Raw genomic sequence first — 16,009 nt, 5'->3', positions numbered from 1 at the left:
TCTAATTTTAAGTTTGTAACTTGCATCAAAGGCTGAAGCCCTTTCTGCGTTTTCTCTTTTTCTTCTTGGCGGATTCATCCTCTGGGAATGGCTCATAAGTTTGGGCATTAGACGGAGCGAACAAGCCGATGGAAGAAATACCACTCCAAGGGTCTTGGGTATGTTCTGCCGTTGGTTGAGTCTGTTCTACTTGGTGACAACTTAGTTGTCCTCCCTGCATAGATTCGGCTCTTGGCGATACACGATTATACTCTGTGCCAAGTCTTGCATCCAACCTGACAAAGCTGTATTCTCGGCTAATCTGCGTACCCTTGAAGCTATATCCATCCTTGCAGAAACGGATGCCTTGAACCTTGGTTTGCTCCTTATCCTTATAGACAAACTCTAAGTGAACACCTCGTTTTGCAAGTTCACTTTTGAACTCGTCCCAGCTATCTGCCATTCTCAATGCGCTCTTTACAGCATTGTGAATCTCGTATTTGGCACGCTCCGCATTGCGCAATTTGCGAGTGTTAGTCTTGCTCTTGTCCGTTCCGTAGGTAAATCCATACTTGGATTTAAGAGCCTTGGTCACTTGCTCATTACGCCTGTAATCATTCCTGTCTGATATGAGCTTGCCCTCGTTATTGATGCGGTTATACACGATATGACAATGTGGATTGTCGGTGTTGTGATGCCTTACGATGATGAATTGAGTATCTTTTATCCCCATCATCTGCATGTATTCAAGGGCTATCTTAGCCATGAATTCATTCGTCAAACGTGGCTTGTCCTCGGGCTTGAAGCTCAAAGCTATGTGCCCCACAGGCTTCTTAATCCTTGGATTTAGTTGCCTTTGTAGCTCGAAACTTTGCTTCATCTCGGTATTCGTGCCGAGTAACACACCATCAGAGGCAAGGATTTTCGCCTCGTCCTTGCCTGTAACATAGCGGATGCAACCAGCAAATGAGCTGCCCTTCTTTAGCTTGCCTATCATGTGGCATCCTCCTTTCTGCCTATTCCGCATGGCTTCGATTTTGGACTTGCTTGGCGATACTCGCCAAGGATTTCTTTTAATCTTCTCAACAAGTCCACCACATATACATGGGTTTCATGGAAACCTCTCTGATGCGACAGCTTGGTAAGTTGGTTGAGATTGTTAGCCATACCGATGAGGTTCTTGGCAATGGCAACCGTCTCTGTGTTGTGTCCGCTCACCACCTCGCCGTTCAAGGCGGACTCACGGATGTACTCCGCCAACTTGCGGTTGGCTTTTCTCGCCCTCAGTCTCAATGCCTCGTAGCTTGGCTTCGAGAACTTCACCGTGACAGACTTCGACAGCTTGCGAACCCTGCCCGTGGGCGGTCTTCCGCCCTTTCTCTTGTCTTGTTCCTGTACGTTTGTCATTCGATACACTGTTTACAGTTGGTACACTCACTTTCTGCGACCGTTGGGAGCTAAATTCCTCCACCCTCATGGTGGAGCGAGGCGTTTTGGGGTTCCCAAAACATAACCTCGCTCCCTCTCATAACACGTTAGTTGGAACTACTGCCTTTCAGCTATCCACGTCCAAGGTCGCAGACCTTAATTCTCACAATTTGCGCCAAGCCTCGAAGTCCTCTTCATAAAGGCTTAGGTGGTGGCGCACGATGTTCTCGATGATGCCCGATACGCTCATGCGCCTTCCTCCGAGGATGCGGACGACACGATCAAGACGGTCTCGTACATCGGAACTGACGAAGACTGGCTTGCGGTCGTCAATCCTTGGAACTTGGAGGAAGGTCTGCTGATACTCCTCTAATGTCGCCTTGCGCTGCTTGCCACTGATGCGCTTCTGCGGATTCGGTGGCGATTGAACCTCGTTCGTAAGCTCGTCCTCCATGTTGGAGGTTGTTGCAGCCACATTCTCTGTCACAACTTCTAAATCGGAGTTCTCCACCTCTTCAAAGAAAGAGCTATGTTTTTGGGCATAGTCTTTACCATAAGTGGATGGGTGAAGCGAAGCCATCACCTCCTGTGTCATTTTCTCCTGCTGTTCAGGAGACATTTTCGTTTCTTTTGTTCTTGCCATAGCTTATGCTGTTTTATTTGTTAGTATAGTGGTCACGGTTTGCACCATTGACCGATTGTCGGGTGCAAAGTAAGTGTACTGAGTGCAGCCATGCAACTGATTGGGTGTAACGTGGCAATTTAGTTGTGGCTTGCTTATTTGCATACCGAGATAGTTGTGAGAACTTCAACGTATTTCTCAACTCATCATTGTTCATGTATTCGTTGCAGTCGTGCAAGTTTTTCTTGTTGTTTTTGGCGTTGAAGTCGGCAAACCCCGGCAACATACTGCCACAGAAATTGAAAACGCTTGTTTTTAGATTGCCGTGCCTTATCTTTGCACTCACAAACGTGGAGCACAGCATATGCGTGGAGCTTTGCGACATATAACATAGTATTAACTTAGAAAAAAGAAAAGTATGGGATTCATCGTATTCGAGGAAGAGGCATTCAACTATCTTGATGCCCAGTTGGAGAACTTCGTGAAGCGCATGGACAGAATCCGTGAGCGCAGTGAGGACAAGACCATGAACAAGTGGCTCGACACGCAGGACGTGTGTCAGACGCTCAACATCTGCCCACGGACAGTGCAGACGCTTCGGGACAACGGAACTTTGGCTTATACGCAAATCAGCCACAAGACCTACTACAAGCCGGAGGACGTGATGGCTATCGTAGCAGTAGTGGAGGACAGGAAAAAGGACATGCGCTTTCGCAAGCGCACAGGTTAGGCTGTCAATATACAACAGCCACTTTATCCAATGCAGCAAGTAAACCGAGTAACGTAAGTATCAACAATAAAACGAGACAACTATGAGCAATGAAGTAATGACAAGAAACAGCGAGTGGATGAACCACATCGTGAACCACCTCAACCGAATGGTTGACAATTTTGAACGTGCCGTGATGAACTACCGCCCCATGCTTGGCGGTGAGCGCTTCATGACGGACAAGGAGCTTTGTGCCAGGCTGCAACTGAGCCGAAGAACCCTGCAGGACTACCGAAACAACGGTGTCATCCCGTATATCCAGCTTGGCGGAAAGATACTCTACCGCGAGTCCGACATTCAGAAGATTCTGATGGCTAACTATCGTGAGGCGTACAGAATGAAGGGCTTGTAGGAGAAATACATGTCCTTGATGAGTGGGGTGAAATGAACAAGGCGACAACGTATAACTTACCGAGCGTGGTTGTTATAGGTTGTCGCCTCGTTTTATTGGCTATACCGAGTTGGTCGTGTTTGCCGGGTGTTCTCCGTATGGTCTGTATAAAATCTAATACTATGATTCCTAAGACATCACCAAATTTTTGAGAGCTTTTTTGTGTTAAAATAAGCAAAATAGCCCCCAGAAAGCATATAGTCATACCTACCCCTGTAGCAGAAGAAGACATTTTTTGACTTTTCTGTTACAAAAAAAACGATACGGAACTCTTTCTTTTAATAGCTTTTTGCTCGATTCCTAATTAGTTATCCGTATCTGTCCTCACAAGACTATAAGAGACAATGGTACATTGTCATAGTTCACTTGCTTTGGACTTTTCAATATGTAAGTTCTTTCTGTCGTCAGAGGTGTTCAACACTTCCCATTTTCTCTTTTGCTTGCCTATGGCAAACATTCTGCAAATGAGCTTAAACTTGACGGCATTCAATGCCTTACGCTTAGTATCAGAATCTTTTCTGCCTCCTAACTTTCGATTATAAAACATTTGCATTTCCACATCGTACTCAACAGCTCTCAATGCCGCCATAGACAGGTCAGCTTTCACTTGACCGTTACAGTGTGCGGAAGGTCGGGCACGCCATTTCACACTGGTACCAGAAGTGTGACTGCATGGAGCTACGCCAACATATCTCGCATATTGCCGAGCTGTGTCAAAAGCGGTAAAGTTTCGTGTGATGGCAATTATGTTTGTTGCATTGACAAAACCAATTCCTGGTATCGTCAACAGATTCTGAAAAGTGTCAAAGACATCTTCCTCCTTGGACATTAATTCACACTCTTCCTGATCTATCTTCTCAATGTCATGATTGAGCTTTTTAATGTAGCTCTCATACATGGCAGAATCCTCTTTCGTTTCAAACATCTGCATTCGGTTCATAAAGTTTGTCCGTTGCTCCACAAGGAACTTACGCTCATTGACAAGTTGCTTCAATTGTTGCATAGCCTTGCTTGGCAACTTGTATGGCTTGGCACATTCCGTGCCATCATAACGATAGAGGAAGTCAGCTATCTTTGCAGAGTCATTCTTGTCTCGCTTATCTATTGTCCCCATAGGATGATGTTTTACTATACGTGTACTAAGCATACAGAAAGAGTAATTCTTGGACGTGAGGAATTTTTCCAAGTCCAAGGAGTAGCAACCTGTAAATTCCATGCCAAACAGGGCTTGGGAAAGTACCACACGGCTCTTTTTGAGCCATGAGCACATATCGCCAAATCCCTTGCGAGTGTTGTTGAACACCTCATGAGGGAACATTTTGATGTTGGTGTCCTCACGAAATATAGATACATCTATGACATTTTTAGAGATGTCAATGCCTACAAATGATTTATTTTTCATATCTTTGCACCGCTTTACGAAAGGAACTCTCTATGTCAGGATAAGCCAAATCTTTTAAAAGCTGGGACGGACAGCTAATTCCCTAAAAGGCACTGAGTCTGACATTTCGGGCAGAGGAGACTATATCAAGGGAAAGGGCTTTGCCTAAGATTAAAAAGTTCACTACCTCTGTCTGGAGTTCCTTCCTTTTGAGGATTCCTCGCAAAGGTAGTGCCAAAAGCAACCAAGAGACTCTATCATGGTATAGTGATGGTCTTAAAACACTGTTAGTTCACTCCTGGTTGCTTGTTTTTCCCATTTCGATAATTGTCCGTCTCCACATACGGAGTACCTCGTTTTATAACGGCAAACATACGGAGTATCATCTTAAACTTGATTGCATTAAACACTATTCCACTGCATTTCTCCTTTCTCTTGCGTTCCCAGTAATCTCTGATGTTCGGAATGTGCTGCATGCAAACCAAACAGGCAATGGACAAATCTGCCTTTGCCTGTTTAAAACCTTTCTTAGAGACTGACGAGCCTTTTCTCACAGATGTACCAGATTCTTTCTTGAAAGGAGCGACACCAATATAGCAAGCGTATTTACGTGGGTTATCTATTGCCATGAAGTTTTCGGTCAAGACAATGGTTTCAAGTGCGACAACACGCCCAATACCAGGTATTGATGTCAGCAGGGAAAAGTTCTTGCTGATGTCCGCATCTTCTTTTATGTACATGTCAATTTCATTGTCTATGCCTTTAAGTGCATCATTGAGCGTTTTAAGTTGCCCATTCTTACGTTCCACAGACAAATCTGTGTCATACGCACATATATCATGAAGCTGCTGCTTGTAAAGGACTGACTGCTTGACTGTCTGCTTGCGTTCCGCCAAAAGCCTCTTCAACTTAAAATATACAGGAGAAGGAAGTTTTGATGGGTTGCGAAGAATCTTTCTGTGGTTCTGCTCACAGTAAATGGCTATGCGGAAAGAATCAAGCTCGTCAGTCTTGATGCGGTCGAGCGAACGCAGTCCATCATCCAAGTCTGGCTCAAAGCGATGCATCTTGCGAGGTTCCACCATCCTATAAATATAATGTTTCTCTTCCAACCACAGTCTAAAGTTTTGGGTGTAAAGTCCTGTATATTCCATACAGAACAAGACTATATCAAACCCCTTGCTTACCTTTGCCACCCATGAACCAATTTTCTTGAAACCTGCATTGTTGTTGCTCACCTTTATATGGGCTTTCTTCCAATCAATGCTTTCTCCGTCATAATAAGCAAGGTCGAGAGTCTGCTTTGAGACATCCACGCCTATGTAAAGTTCTTTATCCATAATTTTGACATTTAATAGTTAAATGGAATCAAGAAAGTTGGCTGGATTATATAAGGACTATGACATGAGAAAGGGCATACCTTGAAAGAAAGATAGTTCACCTTAACACCCATTAACCAAATATCCTAACTTGATTCCTGGGTGCAAAGGTAAAAGCTAAAACACTGCGGTGGTTCGCCCAAGTGGCTGGAGGCGCAAAGCCTCCAAGGAACGTTGCTTTATGGCAGGTCTATGCCATTGTGTTCTCTGTAAAGATACAGACCAGTTTAGTGTGGCTTGTCTTCCTGCCGATGACGGACTGCATGATGAACTCCCGAAAGGCTCTGCTCTCAATGCTGTCAATACGGAAGGCTACCGCAATGACGAGTTCAAGGCTATACACATCATAGCTGATGCGGTCGTTCTTCCTGACATGACGGCGTACACCCTGCTCTTTCAGAATGCCGTCCTTGAATACAGCCTTGACAGCCTTGCGCACATAACAGCCGAATATATTATACATGTCGGCAATCTCCTGCATGGTCATCCATACAGTATCGGTCGGCATGGATACCGTTCCGCTCTCGCTGATAGTTATAACTCCTCTGTTCATTTTCCAATAGTTTTTTCGTTCGATAATCTGTTCCTTTCTCGCTTGGCAATAAGCTTATCCATGTCATTTGAAATCTTCTGCTCCGTCACCTGCGCATAGACCTGTGTGCTTGTAATGTCTGCGTGTCCCATCATCTTGGCTATGCTGCCGATGGGAATGTCCTCGTTGAGCATCAAGACTCCGAATGTATGGCGGCTGGCGTGGAATCCCAACTTATTACTTATGCCAAGCACCATTCCAAGGGTATGCACATCAAGATAGATGTCTTTCTTCTCACCCAGTGGAAAAACAGGCTTGCTGTCGTCCGTGGTATTGTAGAGCGAAAGAATCTTCTCGGCTATCGGATGGAGCGGCACGAAGAACTCCACGCCTGTCTTCTCTCTTTCCTTGCGGATGAACTTCCTGCCATCGGAGTTCTCACTGATATGGTGAGGGTACAGTTTCTTTACATCTATATAGGATAAGGAGGTGAGCGAGGCAAAAATGAAACATCTGCGTGCAAGCTCCGTTCGCTCGTCAGCCATCGGGGTAGAGAGCATCTTGATGAAGTCTGCCTTGCTGATATGGGTCATCTTCGGGGCTGCCTTCTTCTCATACCCTATCTTGGCTATGGGATTGAAGCGGATAATGCTCCTGTCCACTGCCTTGTACATCAACATGTTCAGCCAGAGAAGGCAATGGTTCACGTAGCTGTCGATACGTCCCTGGTCTCGTTTCAGGAATAGCTTGTATTCCTCCCCGAAATTCTCGTCTATGTCCTCAAAGGCGATGTCGTCCTTATCCAACGAATGGACAAAGGCTCTCAGGTTCTTCTGCCATGTCCGCTTGTGCAGAAAGGTTTGTCTGGCTTTTGAGGTTCGATACCATTCCACGATGGTATCACCAAAGTTCAGCAAGAACCTTCCTGTCGTGTCCTTGTCCTTCAACACAGCCTTCAGCATTTCCACGGTGATGATGCCGTTGGTGGTAAGAAGTGAGTTGTATTTATCCTTGACCTCAGCAAGGAAACTTGCCAATCGTCCGTTGTCCCTTGCGTTCCGTACCTCTCCCTTCTTGGCGTTCCACTCCTGTGGGGTACAGGATATGCCTGTGGAAATGGCTGCACTTTTGCCGTCAACGGTGATGCGGCAAAGTATGTTGGCTGTTCCGTCTGCCTTCACCTTCTGTCTGTTGATGTAAGGCAAAATTGAAAATGTACTTCTGCTCATAGTTGTTGTCCTTATAATATAATAATGTAGTTGAAACTGTAAAAAGAAAAGTTGAAAGCCTTGTTCATAATGCGAGAATAAAGTCCTTCTCGGTTGCAGCGATGAACTTGTCCATGTCCTCAAACAGCTTCTTTTGGGTTACTCTCGCATACCGCTGCGTCATCTTCACATCCTTGTGACCGAGCATCTTGCAGATGGTCTCCATCGGCACACCAGCCTCCAGCGTAATGAGGCTGGCGAACGAGTGTCGTCCCGAATGGTAGGAATAGGTCTTGCTCGTTTCCGCCAACTTGCAGATGGTGATGAGGTCGATACGAACACGATTCGTGCTCAGCAATGGGAAAAGGGTATCTCTTGCCCCGTCCTCGTATTTCGCCATCAGCTCCAACGCCTCGGGCAGGAGTTTCACCCTGGCAAGTGTTCCGGTCTTCTTGCGGTTATAGATGAGCCATTTGTCACCATCCTCCAACACCTTGACATTGGCTTTCGTGATGGAAACGGTGTCTATGAAGGCTGTTCCTGCATAGCAGGCGAAAAGAAACAGGTCACGGCTAACGGATAGTCTCGGCTTGTCTTCGGGCAGTTCCACATCACGGATTTTTATGAAATCAGACATGCTGAGAGCCTTGGGTGTCGTAACCCTTGGAGTGCCAACCCGATAATGGGCGAACAGCAGGTTCTTGCACAAGCCTCGCTCAAAGGCAATGCGGCACATCTTCTTGAAGAGCGACACATAGATGGTGATGGTTCCTGATGAAAAGCCTTTCTCGTCAAGCAAGTAATGGTGAAAGTCACTGATGAAAGGCTCGGTCAGCTGTCCGAAAGCCAAATCAGTCAACCTATACTTCTCCCCGATGAACTCAGCGAGATTCTTGCGAATCTTTCTGTAAGTCCAGACACTGCTCTTCGACATATCGATGCCCTCATGGGTGCTGAGTTCACTGATATGCTCGTCCACGAAGGAGAGAAGGGTGGTCTGTGTCTTGACGCTGCCCTGCAAAGCCTCCTTGACATCCTTAGCCTCGAAGTCCGTTCTCTTTTCCACAAGCACATCGAAAGCCTTTTGGATGGAAAGCAACAACTGCTCGATGTCCTTGTTGGTTTCCACGGCTTCCTTGCTCTTGCCCTCCAATCGGCTGGCACGAGGATTCCAAAGCGATGGAGTGCAAGACAACTTGCAGGAGAACTGCGCCATAGTCCTGTTCACCGTGATGCGTCCCATGATGGGAGCTTTTCCATTCTTGTCCATTCCGCTCTTTTTTAGGTAGAGCAACACCTTGAATTTTTCTATTTTCATAACGCTTACATTTTGAGTGTGCAAATATAATCATTTTGTAAGCGTTCCTTGATGCGCAAATCATTGAGAATCAGTGCAATAAAATCCGTTGATGCACAAAGTTGCCTTTCCGCATTGTTACCTGCTTTGCATAGGTAACTGTGGCTCACGATTTAGTAACTGAACTACTTCAATATTCCTCACTCGCTTGCTTTATGCCGATTTGGCAACTTTGTGCAAATCTACTCATTCCCAACTGTTTACGTTCCAACCTCTTTTATTCTCCTTTGGCTGCTTTAGAGCTTTATGTTAAACAATCTAACTCGCCGTTTTGCGCCCCGCAACTCATACTTTTTCAGAAGAGAAAACATAGAGTTAAAAAGAAGAAAACACAGCACCGTATTCAGTATTCAGTTATTCAGTTTTTTTTAAAGGGGTTACTTTTTACCCCCTTAAAAAGTAAAGTTTATATACTATCTATATATCTATATATATAAATATATATAATATAATATAATAATAAAAAATACATTACAAAATAACCAATCCCTTTCTTCCGGGTTTTCAAACCCTTTATCCATGTAAGGGTTTAAAAAAAACTGAATAACTGAATACTGAATACGGAACAAGGCAATTGCAGAAAGGATTGTTCTTATATTTTTCGCGCACTTATAAACATTTTCTCAATTTTTATCAGAAAACTCTTGCAGGTATGAAAATAAAATCGTAACTTTGCTGATGCAATAGAAATATTAATAACATTGGGATTATGAAGCAGGTAGAAGAAAGATATATCAGTTTGTTGACCGATTTCGGTTTCAAGCGAATTTTCGGATCAGCTCCCAACAAGGATTTGCTGATTTGTTTCCTCAACAGCTTGTTCAACGGAAGACAGGTTGTTAAGGACGTGAAGTATCTGAACCCGGAGCACGTGGGAGATGTATATACCGACCGCAAGGCCATCTTCGATGTATATTGCGAAGGAGAAAACGGCGAGAAGTTTATCGTGGAAATGCAGAATGCCTACCAGACATACTTCAAGGACCGTGCCCTGTTCTATTCCACCTTCCCTATCCGTGAGCAGGCTCCCAAGGGTAATGAATGGGATTTCAAGCTCAACCATATCTACACCATTGCCCTGCTCAACTTCAATATGAACGAGGAAGCCTTCAATAAGGAAGAAATCCGCCATCATGTGCAGTTGTGTGATACTGCCACGCACAAGATTTTCTACGATAAGCTGGAATTTATCTACGTGGAAATCGCCAAGTTCAACAAGTCGCTGGACGAGTTGGAAACGCTCTACGACAAGTGGCTCTATGCGCTAAAGAACCTCTACAAGCTTACTCAGCGCCCTAAGGCGTTATGCGACAAGGTCTTCGACCGCCTATTCGAAGAAGCCGAGATTGCAAAATTCACTCCACAGGAGCAGCGGGAGTATGAAGCCAGCAAGATGGCATATCGTGATATCAAGAATTCGATTGATACCGCTAAGCGAGAAGGGAAAGAAGAAGGCCTGGCTGAAGGCAGGGAGAAGGGCCTGGCTGAAGGCATGGAGAAGGGCCTGGCTGAAGGAATGAAAAAGGGCTTGGCAGAAGGAGTGGAAAAGGGCTTGGCAGAAGGAGTGGAAAAGGGCATGAACAAGCGAAGCCTTGAGATTGCCAGAAAGATGCTGGCGAATGGTATGGATGCTGCCACGGTGATGGAAATAACAGGATTGTCGGAGAGTCAGTTACAGCAGCTGAAAGGATAAGGAACTGCCTGGAGAAACGAATGATCTCCGTGGCTGCATCTGTTGCAGATGAAGTTTCCTTGGACAGGTAGGATTGGATACCAGCATTATCCGGAATGCCGCATCATTTGCACTTACCCATACATCCTAAAACAGGGCGTATGGGTAGTATGTAGCTTTAGTTTACAGAACTTATGCGAAGCTTCTCTTAAGTACATAAAATGGATTAAACAAATATGTTAGGTTTGGTAAAATATGGGTATAGTTTGTTTGGTAGTATTTCTTGCGTTGGTAATCTTCTTAAAATTGAAGATGCCAATGTGGAAAGGTAAATATTCCGAAAGGTTGGTGCATAAGAAAATGTTGCAGCTGTCAGACGAATACACAATATTCAACAATTTATTGTTTGAGAGTAATGGACGCTCAACTCAAATTGACCATATTGTAGTGTCACCTTATGGGGTATTCGTCATTGAGACAAAGGGTTATAAAGGTTGGATATTAGGTGGAGAGAATTCAGAATATTGGACTCAGGTCATCTACAAAAGTAAACACCAATTTTATAATCCGATAAAGCAGAATGAGGGGCATGTAAGATTTCTTCGCCATTTGTTTAAATGTCCTGTTGATTTCCCTTTTATTCCGATTGTTGTATTTAATAATTCTGCAGAGTTGAAAGTTCATGTCAGTAACCATATAGTTGTAAACAGATGCAACTTGAATTGGGCAATATCTCAATATCAAGACATTATTCTAAATGCTACACAAATTGATTGGATTATCAATTCTATTCAACGGTATTACACAATAGCAAATAAGGAAGAAATAAGACAGCACAAGCAGAATGTTAAAGATAGGCAATATAGAGCAAAGAACTTAATAAGGCAAGGTGTTTGCCCACAATGTGGTGGCCAGTTAGTTTTACGCAATGGAAGATATGGCTCTTTTTATGGGTGTTCGAACTTTCCTAAATGCAAGTTTACACTAAATTAATGAGTGGGTAGTATATAAAATTACACCCTCTTATGCTGTATCCGAGTCTTTGGTTATCGCCAAGGTGGGTAAGGATTCTATCAAGATTGCAATGAAATAAGGATTGTGCAGAGCGATGCACCTACCGTAAATTTACTGAGTCCACTTGAAAAAGTCCCGAATCATATTTTTTGTCTTTGTAACTTATTGACAATCAATGGCACGTTTTCGTAAAAATGACTTTTTCAAGTGGACTCTTTACTGAACTTTCGCATGTGGTTCAAGAACAAATATATCTAAGAAATTCACTTTTTATGTGATTTAGTTTTAAAACGAAAGAAAAAATGAGTTTTTCTTAGTATTATTTCAGAAATTCTTTGTAATTCGAGAAAATTGTTATACCTTTGTATTTGAAAGATAAATGAATGTCCCGCCTCTGACGAGTTTTCACTTGTTGGAGACGGGCATTTTTTTGTCTATTTATCAACCAAAAACCGATCTTGCATGGGCAATTTTGGTGTAAGGCCTTATGCGGAACGAACACGTCAAAATCGGTATTTATTTAATAAATACTCTATGAAGACTGAAAAAATAATTTTAACAGAAATTAATAACCTGAAAGCGCAGTTGAAAAAAGTAATGACCGAGGCTAGTACCTTGGAGGTGATGATAAGAGAGATGGAATCTTCTCTTAATGGTGTTGACAATGATAGGGCTTGTGGGAATGAGCCGTTGTTGCCTATGTCTCTGGACTTTCCAGAGATGAGAAACTTGCTGGATAGGCTTTCAGAAGCTGGTATCCTAGGGGCATCCTATGCCTTGAAGAACCAGTCGTGGACTCAGCGTAGCGTGATTGTCGCATTCCTGTCGGGGAAGGTGCAGAGAATGTGCATGTGGAAATCTTTTGCTGAGTTGTGGCATTGTGATAAAGGTGCTTTGCAGAGTGCCTATCAGAAGCATTGTGATACTAAAGCTGCTATGCTTTATTATAAGAAATTAGAGCGAATTGTAGGGTAATACCAGTTGGTAGCCTACCAACCGACTACCAAGTAGGAACCAAACATTCTTTCTACCTTTGCCCCCGGAATTCAGAACCGATATGGTCTGAGTTTCGGGGGCTTTTGTGTATAAGCACATCAACCGTTGTGGGAGCGCCCAACTGTTTTAAAAGGAAAATTGAAAATGAAAGTAATGAAACCTTTTTATTTTGCTCATCCGCAGTACGGAAAACTGAGGGTGGTGGTGATTGACGGGAAAATCTATTACTGCCTGATGGACGTGAAGAACATCTTCAAGAAGTCGGTACAGAAACTCTATGAAACGATTGCTGACTCGGAGGGGGAACTGAAAAATCTGAACATCGTAATGATGAAGAATATGAAAATCAAGTATAACCTCTTCTTCGAGAACCAGGAAATGGGGAAGGAAGAAGCGGAGGCTGAGAACGTGAATGCGGATATCAACTTCTGCGATGAACAGCTGGTGAAGGACCTTGTTGACAGGCGTGTTGCTGCCGAGAAGATTGCGGCAAAATGGGTAATAGGGTTCGTCAAGAGCAGACTGAATGATGCCGAGAATGCTTCGCTCTTCGAGGCGAACGGGGTCGACGAGATTTCTGATAACTCGCTGATTCTGCCTATCAATGTAAGTTATGGCTCAGGGTATATCATGATTAACAGCGAAGTGTTCGATTAATAAAAATATGGAGGTAAAATGGAGATAGTACATGTAGTGGCAATTAATCCTTATCGTAAGGGAAATAAAGGGAAAGTTTTTTCTTACAATATTGATACTTATGATAAGGTGATTGAATCGGCTGCCGTTAAGAAGATGATTCAGCAGATTCGGGGTGAATTGCCGATTGACGGAGTGGATTTGAACGATGCGCAGGCGGTGAAGAAGGCGCAGGAGAGGCTCAAGAGCGAGCTGCCTTTCTTCTGTCCGCACTACGGCATGTTCAAAAATAATGTGCGCAGACAGGAGAATGCGATGCCGGAAAGCTTTCTCTTCCAGACGATTATCGATGTGGATGATAAGGAGTATGTGGAAAAGGCGATTGAGAAGGCGCGCGAGCTGAACTGCTCTTCGGGTATCTGGAATGGGAGTTTGCTGCATCTCTGTTATAGCGCTCGCAAAAAACTGCATATCGGGATTAGAATGCCGATTGGGATGACCATCGAGGAGACGCAGAAGGCGTATTGTGAGGCACTGGGCGTGCCTTATGATGAAAGCTGCATCACACCTGAGAGGATGATTTTCCTGACGGATAAGGACTCGGAAATCTACCGGTCTAAAATGTGGTGCGCAGTGCTGAGTAATGAAGAGATTATGAAGCGCAGGCAGGCGTTTCTCGACCGTGGACTGACCGTGGACGGAAGAGGGGATGCAAAAGTTAATAGTTTACAGTTTACAGTTAATAGCAATAGTAAAAATAATGAAAACAATAGACTTTCGGGCAATCGTGGCGATTATGCTGCTCCTGCTGGCACTGCTGTTCAGCCTGCCCAATCTGGTAATAGCAATTATGTTGATGATCCTCATCTCGGGAATCCTGGAGGTAATTATGGCACTGGTGAACTGGGAGAGGCCAGTGAGAAGAATCTGATAGCCTTTGATCTGTTCGTGCAGTCGGCTGGGCTTGAGGGGATGGCGATTGATACCGTTGGGTCTCGGCACTCTTCGCTCCTCGCCATCATGAGCGCAGGCGCTTCGAGGGTGATGAGCGAGGAGGAACTGATGAAGGTGGTGAGGACGAAAATGCCGAGCTACTATCAGGAGGATGACTGCCATCAGCTGATACATGATTTCTATGCGAAATATGCTGACAGCTGCAAGCCGATGTCGAGGGATGTGATAAGGGTGAATGCGCTGGCGGAAAAACAGGCCAGCCAACAAGTTAATAGTTTACAGTTAACAGTTAATAGCCCTAACGCAAATCATACAGTTCAAAGTTCTATGCTCCAAGTTCAAAGTAGCGAGGAGGATTATCCGGAACCGCCAGCGATGCCGGAGAAACTGCCGAAACTGGTGGAACTGCTGATATCTCGGACACCGGAGGTTTATAAACCGGCAGTGGCGCACGCTATCTTCCCACCGCTCGCTACGCACCTCTGGCAGACGAGCTTCCGATATATTGATAATGTAGTGCATGAGGCTACATTGTCTACGTGCTTGCTGGCTGGTACGGGCGCTGGTAAATCTTCTGTAAACAAGCCGATTAGCTATATTATGGAGGATATCCGGAAACGGGATGCGGAGAATCTGAAACGTGAGAAGGAATGGAAGGAGGAGATGACGCGCAAGGGCGCCAACAAGGACAAGCGTAAGCGACCGGACAACCTCGTTATACAGGAGATTGATGCTGATATGACCAATCCGGCATTCGTGATGAGAACTGCTGAGGCGCAGGGGCGGTTCCTCTATACTTCGCTCAATGAGCTGGATCAGTTTGATGCACTCCGGGGTAGCGGTAACCAGCAGTTCCGCATCATGTGCCTCGCCTTTGATCCATTCAACCTCTTTGGCCAACAGCGCGTGGGCGTTCAATCTGTGACAGAAAGGGTAACGATAAGGTTCAACTGGAATGCATCTACCACCATCCAAAAGGGGCAGCGCTACTTTTCAAAAGTTTTGACAGACGGTCCGATAAGCCGTATCAATTTCTGTACCATTCCGGAGCGTGAAATCGGTGATGAAATGCCTGTTTACGGCGATTACAATGATGCTTACCGTGAGGCGCTGAAGCCTTATATTGAGAATCTGAACAACGCCAGGGGACTGATTGACTGTCCTGAGGCATTCCAACTTGCCCTCCGGCTGAAGGATGAGAATGCTGAGTTTTCACGTCTGTCGCAGGATAGGGTTTATGAGAATCTTTCCTTCCGTGCCAACGTCATCGCCTACCTGAAGGCGTGTGTGCTGTATGTGGCGAACGGTTGCAAATGGGAGCCGGAGATAGATGAGTTCATCCGCTGGAGCGAGCGTTACGACCTCTACTGCAAGATGCGTTTCTTTGGTGATGCCATCAAGAGGGCGAACTTTTCGAACGAGAAATCGAGTAAGCGTGGACCGGCAAATCTGTTGCAGCAGTTGCCTGATGTCTTTAATTTCCAGCAGGCAGAATATCTCCGCTCGCAGTTGGGCATGGACAAGAAGGGCACTCCTTCGATGTTGCGTAATTGGGTGAACCGAAACTATATCCGGAAGATTCCGCCTAAGGGTGTAACGGGTGACGTAATCAGTATTCAGTTATTCAGTTTTGAAAAGCTACGTAACCGCAAGGATGGTAAAGAGGTAAAAATATTAGAATCTTAATGGAG

15 protein-coding genes are annotated in these 16,009 nt (G+C 44.8%); 7 read left to right on the top strand and 8 right to left on the bottom strand.

Features of this window, described 5'->3' with window-relative positions; translation table 11 throughout:
• Nucleotides 1-25 precede the first annotated feature (25 nt).
• The 3 genes from ONT18_RS11515 to ONT18_RS11505 form a co-directional block, all read right to left on the bottom strand.
• Entirely contained in the window at nucleotides 26-976 is a 951-nt protein-coding gene (locus tag ONT18_RS11515; RefSeq protein WP_264905690.1) for a relaxase/mobilization nuclease domain-containing protein, read from the bottom strand.
• The gene (locus ONT18_RS11510) at nucleotides 973-1,386 is read right to left on the bottom strand and encodes a MobC family plasmid mobilization relaxosome protein (protein ID WP_264905688.1); all 414 of its coding nucleotides are present in this window, start codon (nucleotides 1,384-1,386) and stop codon (nucleotides 973-975) included. The genes ONT18_RS11515 and ONT18_RS11510 overlap by 4 nt, the downstream gene beginning before the upstream one ends.
• A 184-nt stretch (nucleotides 1,387-1,570) precedes the next feature.
• On the bottom strand, nucleotides 1,571-2,050 hold the full coding sequence (locus tag ONT18_RS11505) for a DUF3408 domain-containing protein (RefSeq protein WP_153093595.1): 480 nt from the start codon (nucleotides 2,048-2,050) through the stop codon (nucleotides 1,571-1,573).
• Nucleotides 2,051-2,447: 397 nt separating this feature from the next.
• Between ONT18_RS11505 and ONT18_RS11500 the strand changes: the two genes are divergently transcribed.
• Together ONT18_RS11500 and ONT18_RS11495 are read left to right on the top strand one after the other, a co-directional pair.
• Nucleotides 2,448-2,759: a helix-turn-helix domain-containing protein gene (locus ONT18_RS11500; protein WP_008628599.1), complete on the top strand. Its 312-nt coding sequence runs from the start codon at nucleotides 2,448-2,450 to the stop codon at nucleotides 2,757-2,759.
• A gap of 82 nt (nucleotides 2,760-2,841) precedes the next feature.
• A complete protein-coding gene (locus tag ONT18_RS11495; RefSeq protein WP_008145366.1) occupies nucleotides 2,842-3,150 on the top strand; it encodes a helix-turn-helix domain-containing protein in 309 nt (102 codons plus the stop codon).
• A gap of 394 nt (nucleotides 3,151-3,544) precedes the next feature.
• Here the strand turns inward: ONT18_RS11495 and ONT18_RS11490 are convergent, their stop codons facing one another.
• From ONT18_RS11490 to ONT18_RS11470, 5 genes are all read right to left on the bottom strand, one after another.
• On the bottom strand, nucleotides 3,545-4,591 hold the full coding sequence (locus ONT18_RS11490) for an IS110 family transposase (RefSeq protein WP_007896893.1): 1,047 nt from the start codon (nucleotides 4,589-4,591) through the stop codon (nucleotides 3,545-3,547).
• Between the two features lie 266 nt (nucleotides 4,592-4,857).
• Nucleotides 4,858-5,910, bottom strand: coding sequence for an IS110 family transposase (locus tag ONT18_RS11485; protein ID WP_007896891.1), 1,053 nt, complete (start codon nucleotides 5,908-5,910; stop codon nucleotides 4,858-4,860).
• Nucleotides 5,911-6,139: 229 nt separating this feature from the next.
• Complete coding sequence (locus tag ONT18_RS11480; RefSeq protein WP_264905686.1) at nucleotides 6,140-6,502, bottom strand: hypothetical protein; 363 nt, start codon at nucleotides 6,500-6,502, stop codon at nucleotides 6,140-6,142.
• Nucleotides 6,499-7,710 carry a site-specific integrase gene (locus tag ONT18_RS11475; protein WP_118034277.1) on the bottom strand — a complete coding sequence of 404 codons (1,212 nt, stop codon included), beginning with the start codon at nucleotides 7,708-7,710 and terminating at the stop codon, nucleotides 6,499-6,501. The genes ONT18_RS11480 and ONT18_RS11475 overlap by 4 nt, the downstream gene beginning before the upstream one ends.
• Nucleotides 7,711-7,774: 64 nt before the next feature.
• Complete coding sequence (locus ONT18_RS11470) at nucleotides 7,775-9,007, bottom strand: site-specific integrase (protein ID WP_153083897.1); 1,233 nt, start codon at nucleotides 9,005-9,007, stop codon at nucleotides 7,775-7,777.
• 748 nt (nucleotides 9,008-9,755) lie between these two features.
• Here ONT18_RS11470 and ONT18_RS11465 point away from each other — a divergent pair.
• From ONT18_RS11465 to ONT18_RS11445, 5 genes are all read left to right on the top strand, one after another.
• Nucleotides 9,756-10,739, top strand: a complete 984-nt coding sequence (locus ONT18_RS11465; RefSeq protein WP_118192117.1) for an Rpn family recombination-promoting nuclease/putative transposase — start codon at nucleotides 9,756-9,758, stop codon at nucleotides 10,737-10,739.
• A gap of 297 nt (nucleotides 10,740-11,036) precedes the next feature.
• A complete protein-coding gene (locus tag ONT18_RS11460) occupies nucleotides 11,037-11,711 on the top strand; it encodes a nuclease-related domain-containing protein (protein WP_118065795.1) in 675 nt (224 codons plus the stop codon).
• A 618-nt stretch (nucleotides 11,712-12,329) separates the two neighbouring features.
• Nucleotides 12,330-12,707, top strand: coding sequence for a hypothetical protein (locus tag ONT18_RS11455; protein WP_264905681.1), 378 nt, complete (start codon nucleotides 12,330-12,332; stop codon nucleotides 12,705-12,707).
• Nucleotides 12,708-12,872: 165 nt separating this feature from the next.
• Nucleotides 12,873-13,385 carry a spore coat protein gene (locus ONT18_RS11450; RefSeq protein WP_264905680.1) on the top strand — a complete coding sequence of 171 codons (513 nt, stop codon included), beginning with the start codon at nucleotides 12,873-12,875 and terminating at the stop codon, nucleotides 13,383-13,385.
• 18 nt (nucleotides 13,386-13,403) lie between these two features.
• Nucleotides 13,404-16,004, top strand: coding sequence for a hypothetical protein (locus ONT18_RS11445; RefSeq protein WP_264905679.1), 2,601 nt, complete (start codon nucleotides 13,404-13,406; stop codon nucleotides 16,002-16,004).
• Nucleotides 16,005-16,009 lie beyond the last annotated feature (5 nt).

The organism is Segatella copri (assembly GCF_026015295.1).
Classification (GTDB): Bacteria; Bacteroidota; Bacteroidia; order Bacteroidales; family Bacteroidaceae; genus Prevotella; species Prevotella copri_C.
Note: the sequence above shows the minus strand (reverse complement) of the source record. Positions and strands in the feature narration are given on the sequence as shown.

Excerpts from the sequence above, each read along its gene's own strand:
- ONT18_RS11500 (WP_008628599.1), top strand. The coding sequence starts at position 2,448 with ATGGGATTCATCGTATTCGAGGAAGAGGCATTCAACTATCTTGATGCC.
- ONT18_RS11455 (WP_264905681.1), top strand. The coding sequence starts at position 12,330 with ATGACCGAGGCTAGTACCTTGGAGGTGATGATAAGAGAGATGGAATCT.
- ONT18_RS11510 (WP_264905688.1), bottom strand. The coding sequence starts at position 1,386 with ATGACAAACGTACAGGAACAAGACAAGAGAAAGGGCGGAAGACCGCCC.
- ONT18_RS11515 (WP_264905690.1), bottom strand. The coding sequence starts at position 976 with ATGATAGGCAAGCTAAAGAAGGGCAGCTCATTTGCTGGTTGCATCCGC.
- ONT18_RS11465 (WP_118192117.1), top strand. The coding sequence starts at position 9,756 with ATGAAGCAGGTAGAAGAAAGATATATCAGTTTGTTGACCGATTTCGGT.
- ONT18_RS11505 (WP_153093595.1), bottom strand. The coding sequence starts at position 2,050 with ATGGCAAGAACAAAAGAAACGAAAATGTCTCCTGAACAGCAGGAGAAA.
- ONT18_RS11445 (WP_264905679.1), top strand. The coding sequence starts at position 13,404 with ATGGAGATAGTACATGTAGTGGCAATTAATCCTTATCGTAAGGGAAAT.
- ONT18_RS11490 (WP_007896893.1), bottom strand. The coding sequence starts at position 4,591 with ATGAAAAATAAATCATTTGTAGGCATTGACATCTCTAAAAATGTCATA.
- ONT18_RS11460 (WP_118065795.1), top strand. The coding sequence starts at position 11,037 with ATGTGGAAAGGTAAATATTCCGAAAGGTTGGTGCATAAGAAAATGTTG.
- ONT18_RS11475 (WP_118034277.1), bottom strand. The coding sequence starts at position 7,710 with ATGAGCAGAAGTACATTTTCAATTTTGCCTTACATCAACAGACAGAAG.
- ONT18_RS11480 (WP_264905686.1), bottom strand. The coding sequence starts at position 6,502 with ATGAACAGAGGAGTTATAACTATCAGCGAGAGCGGAACGGTATCCATG.
- ONT18_RS11495 (WP_008145366.1), top strand. The coding sequence starts at position 2,842 with ATGAGCAATGAAGTAATGACAAGAAACAGCGAGTGGATGAACCACATC.
- ONT18_RS11470 (WP_153083897.1), bottom strand. The coding sequence starts at position 9,007 with ATGAAAATAGAAAAATTCAAGGTGTTGCTCTACCTAAAAAAGAGCGGA.
- ONT18_RS11485 (WP_007896891.1), bottom strand. The coding sequence starts at position 5,910 with ATGGATAAAGAACTTTACATAGGCGTGGATGTCTCAAAGCAGACTCTC.
- ONT18_RS11450 (WP_264905680.1), top strand. The coding sequence starts at position 12,873 with ATGAAAGTAATGAAACCTTTTTATTTTGCTCATCCGCAGTACGGAAAA.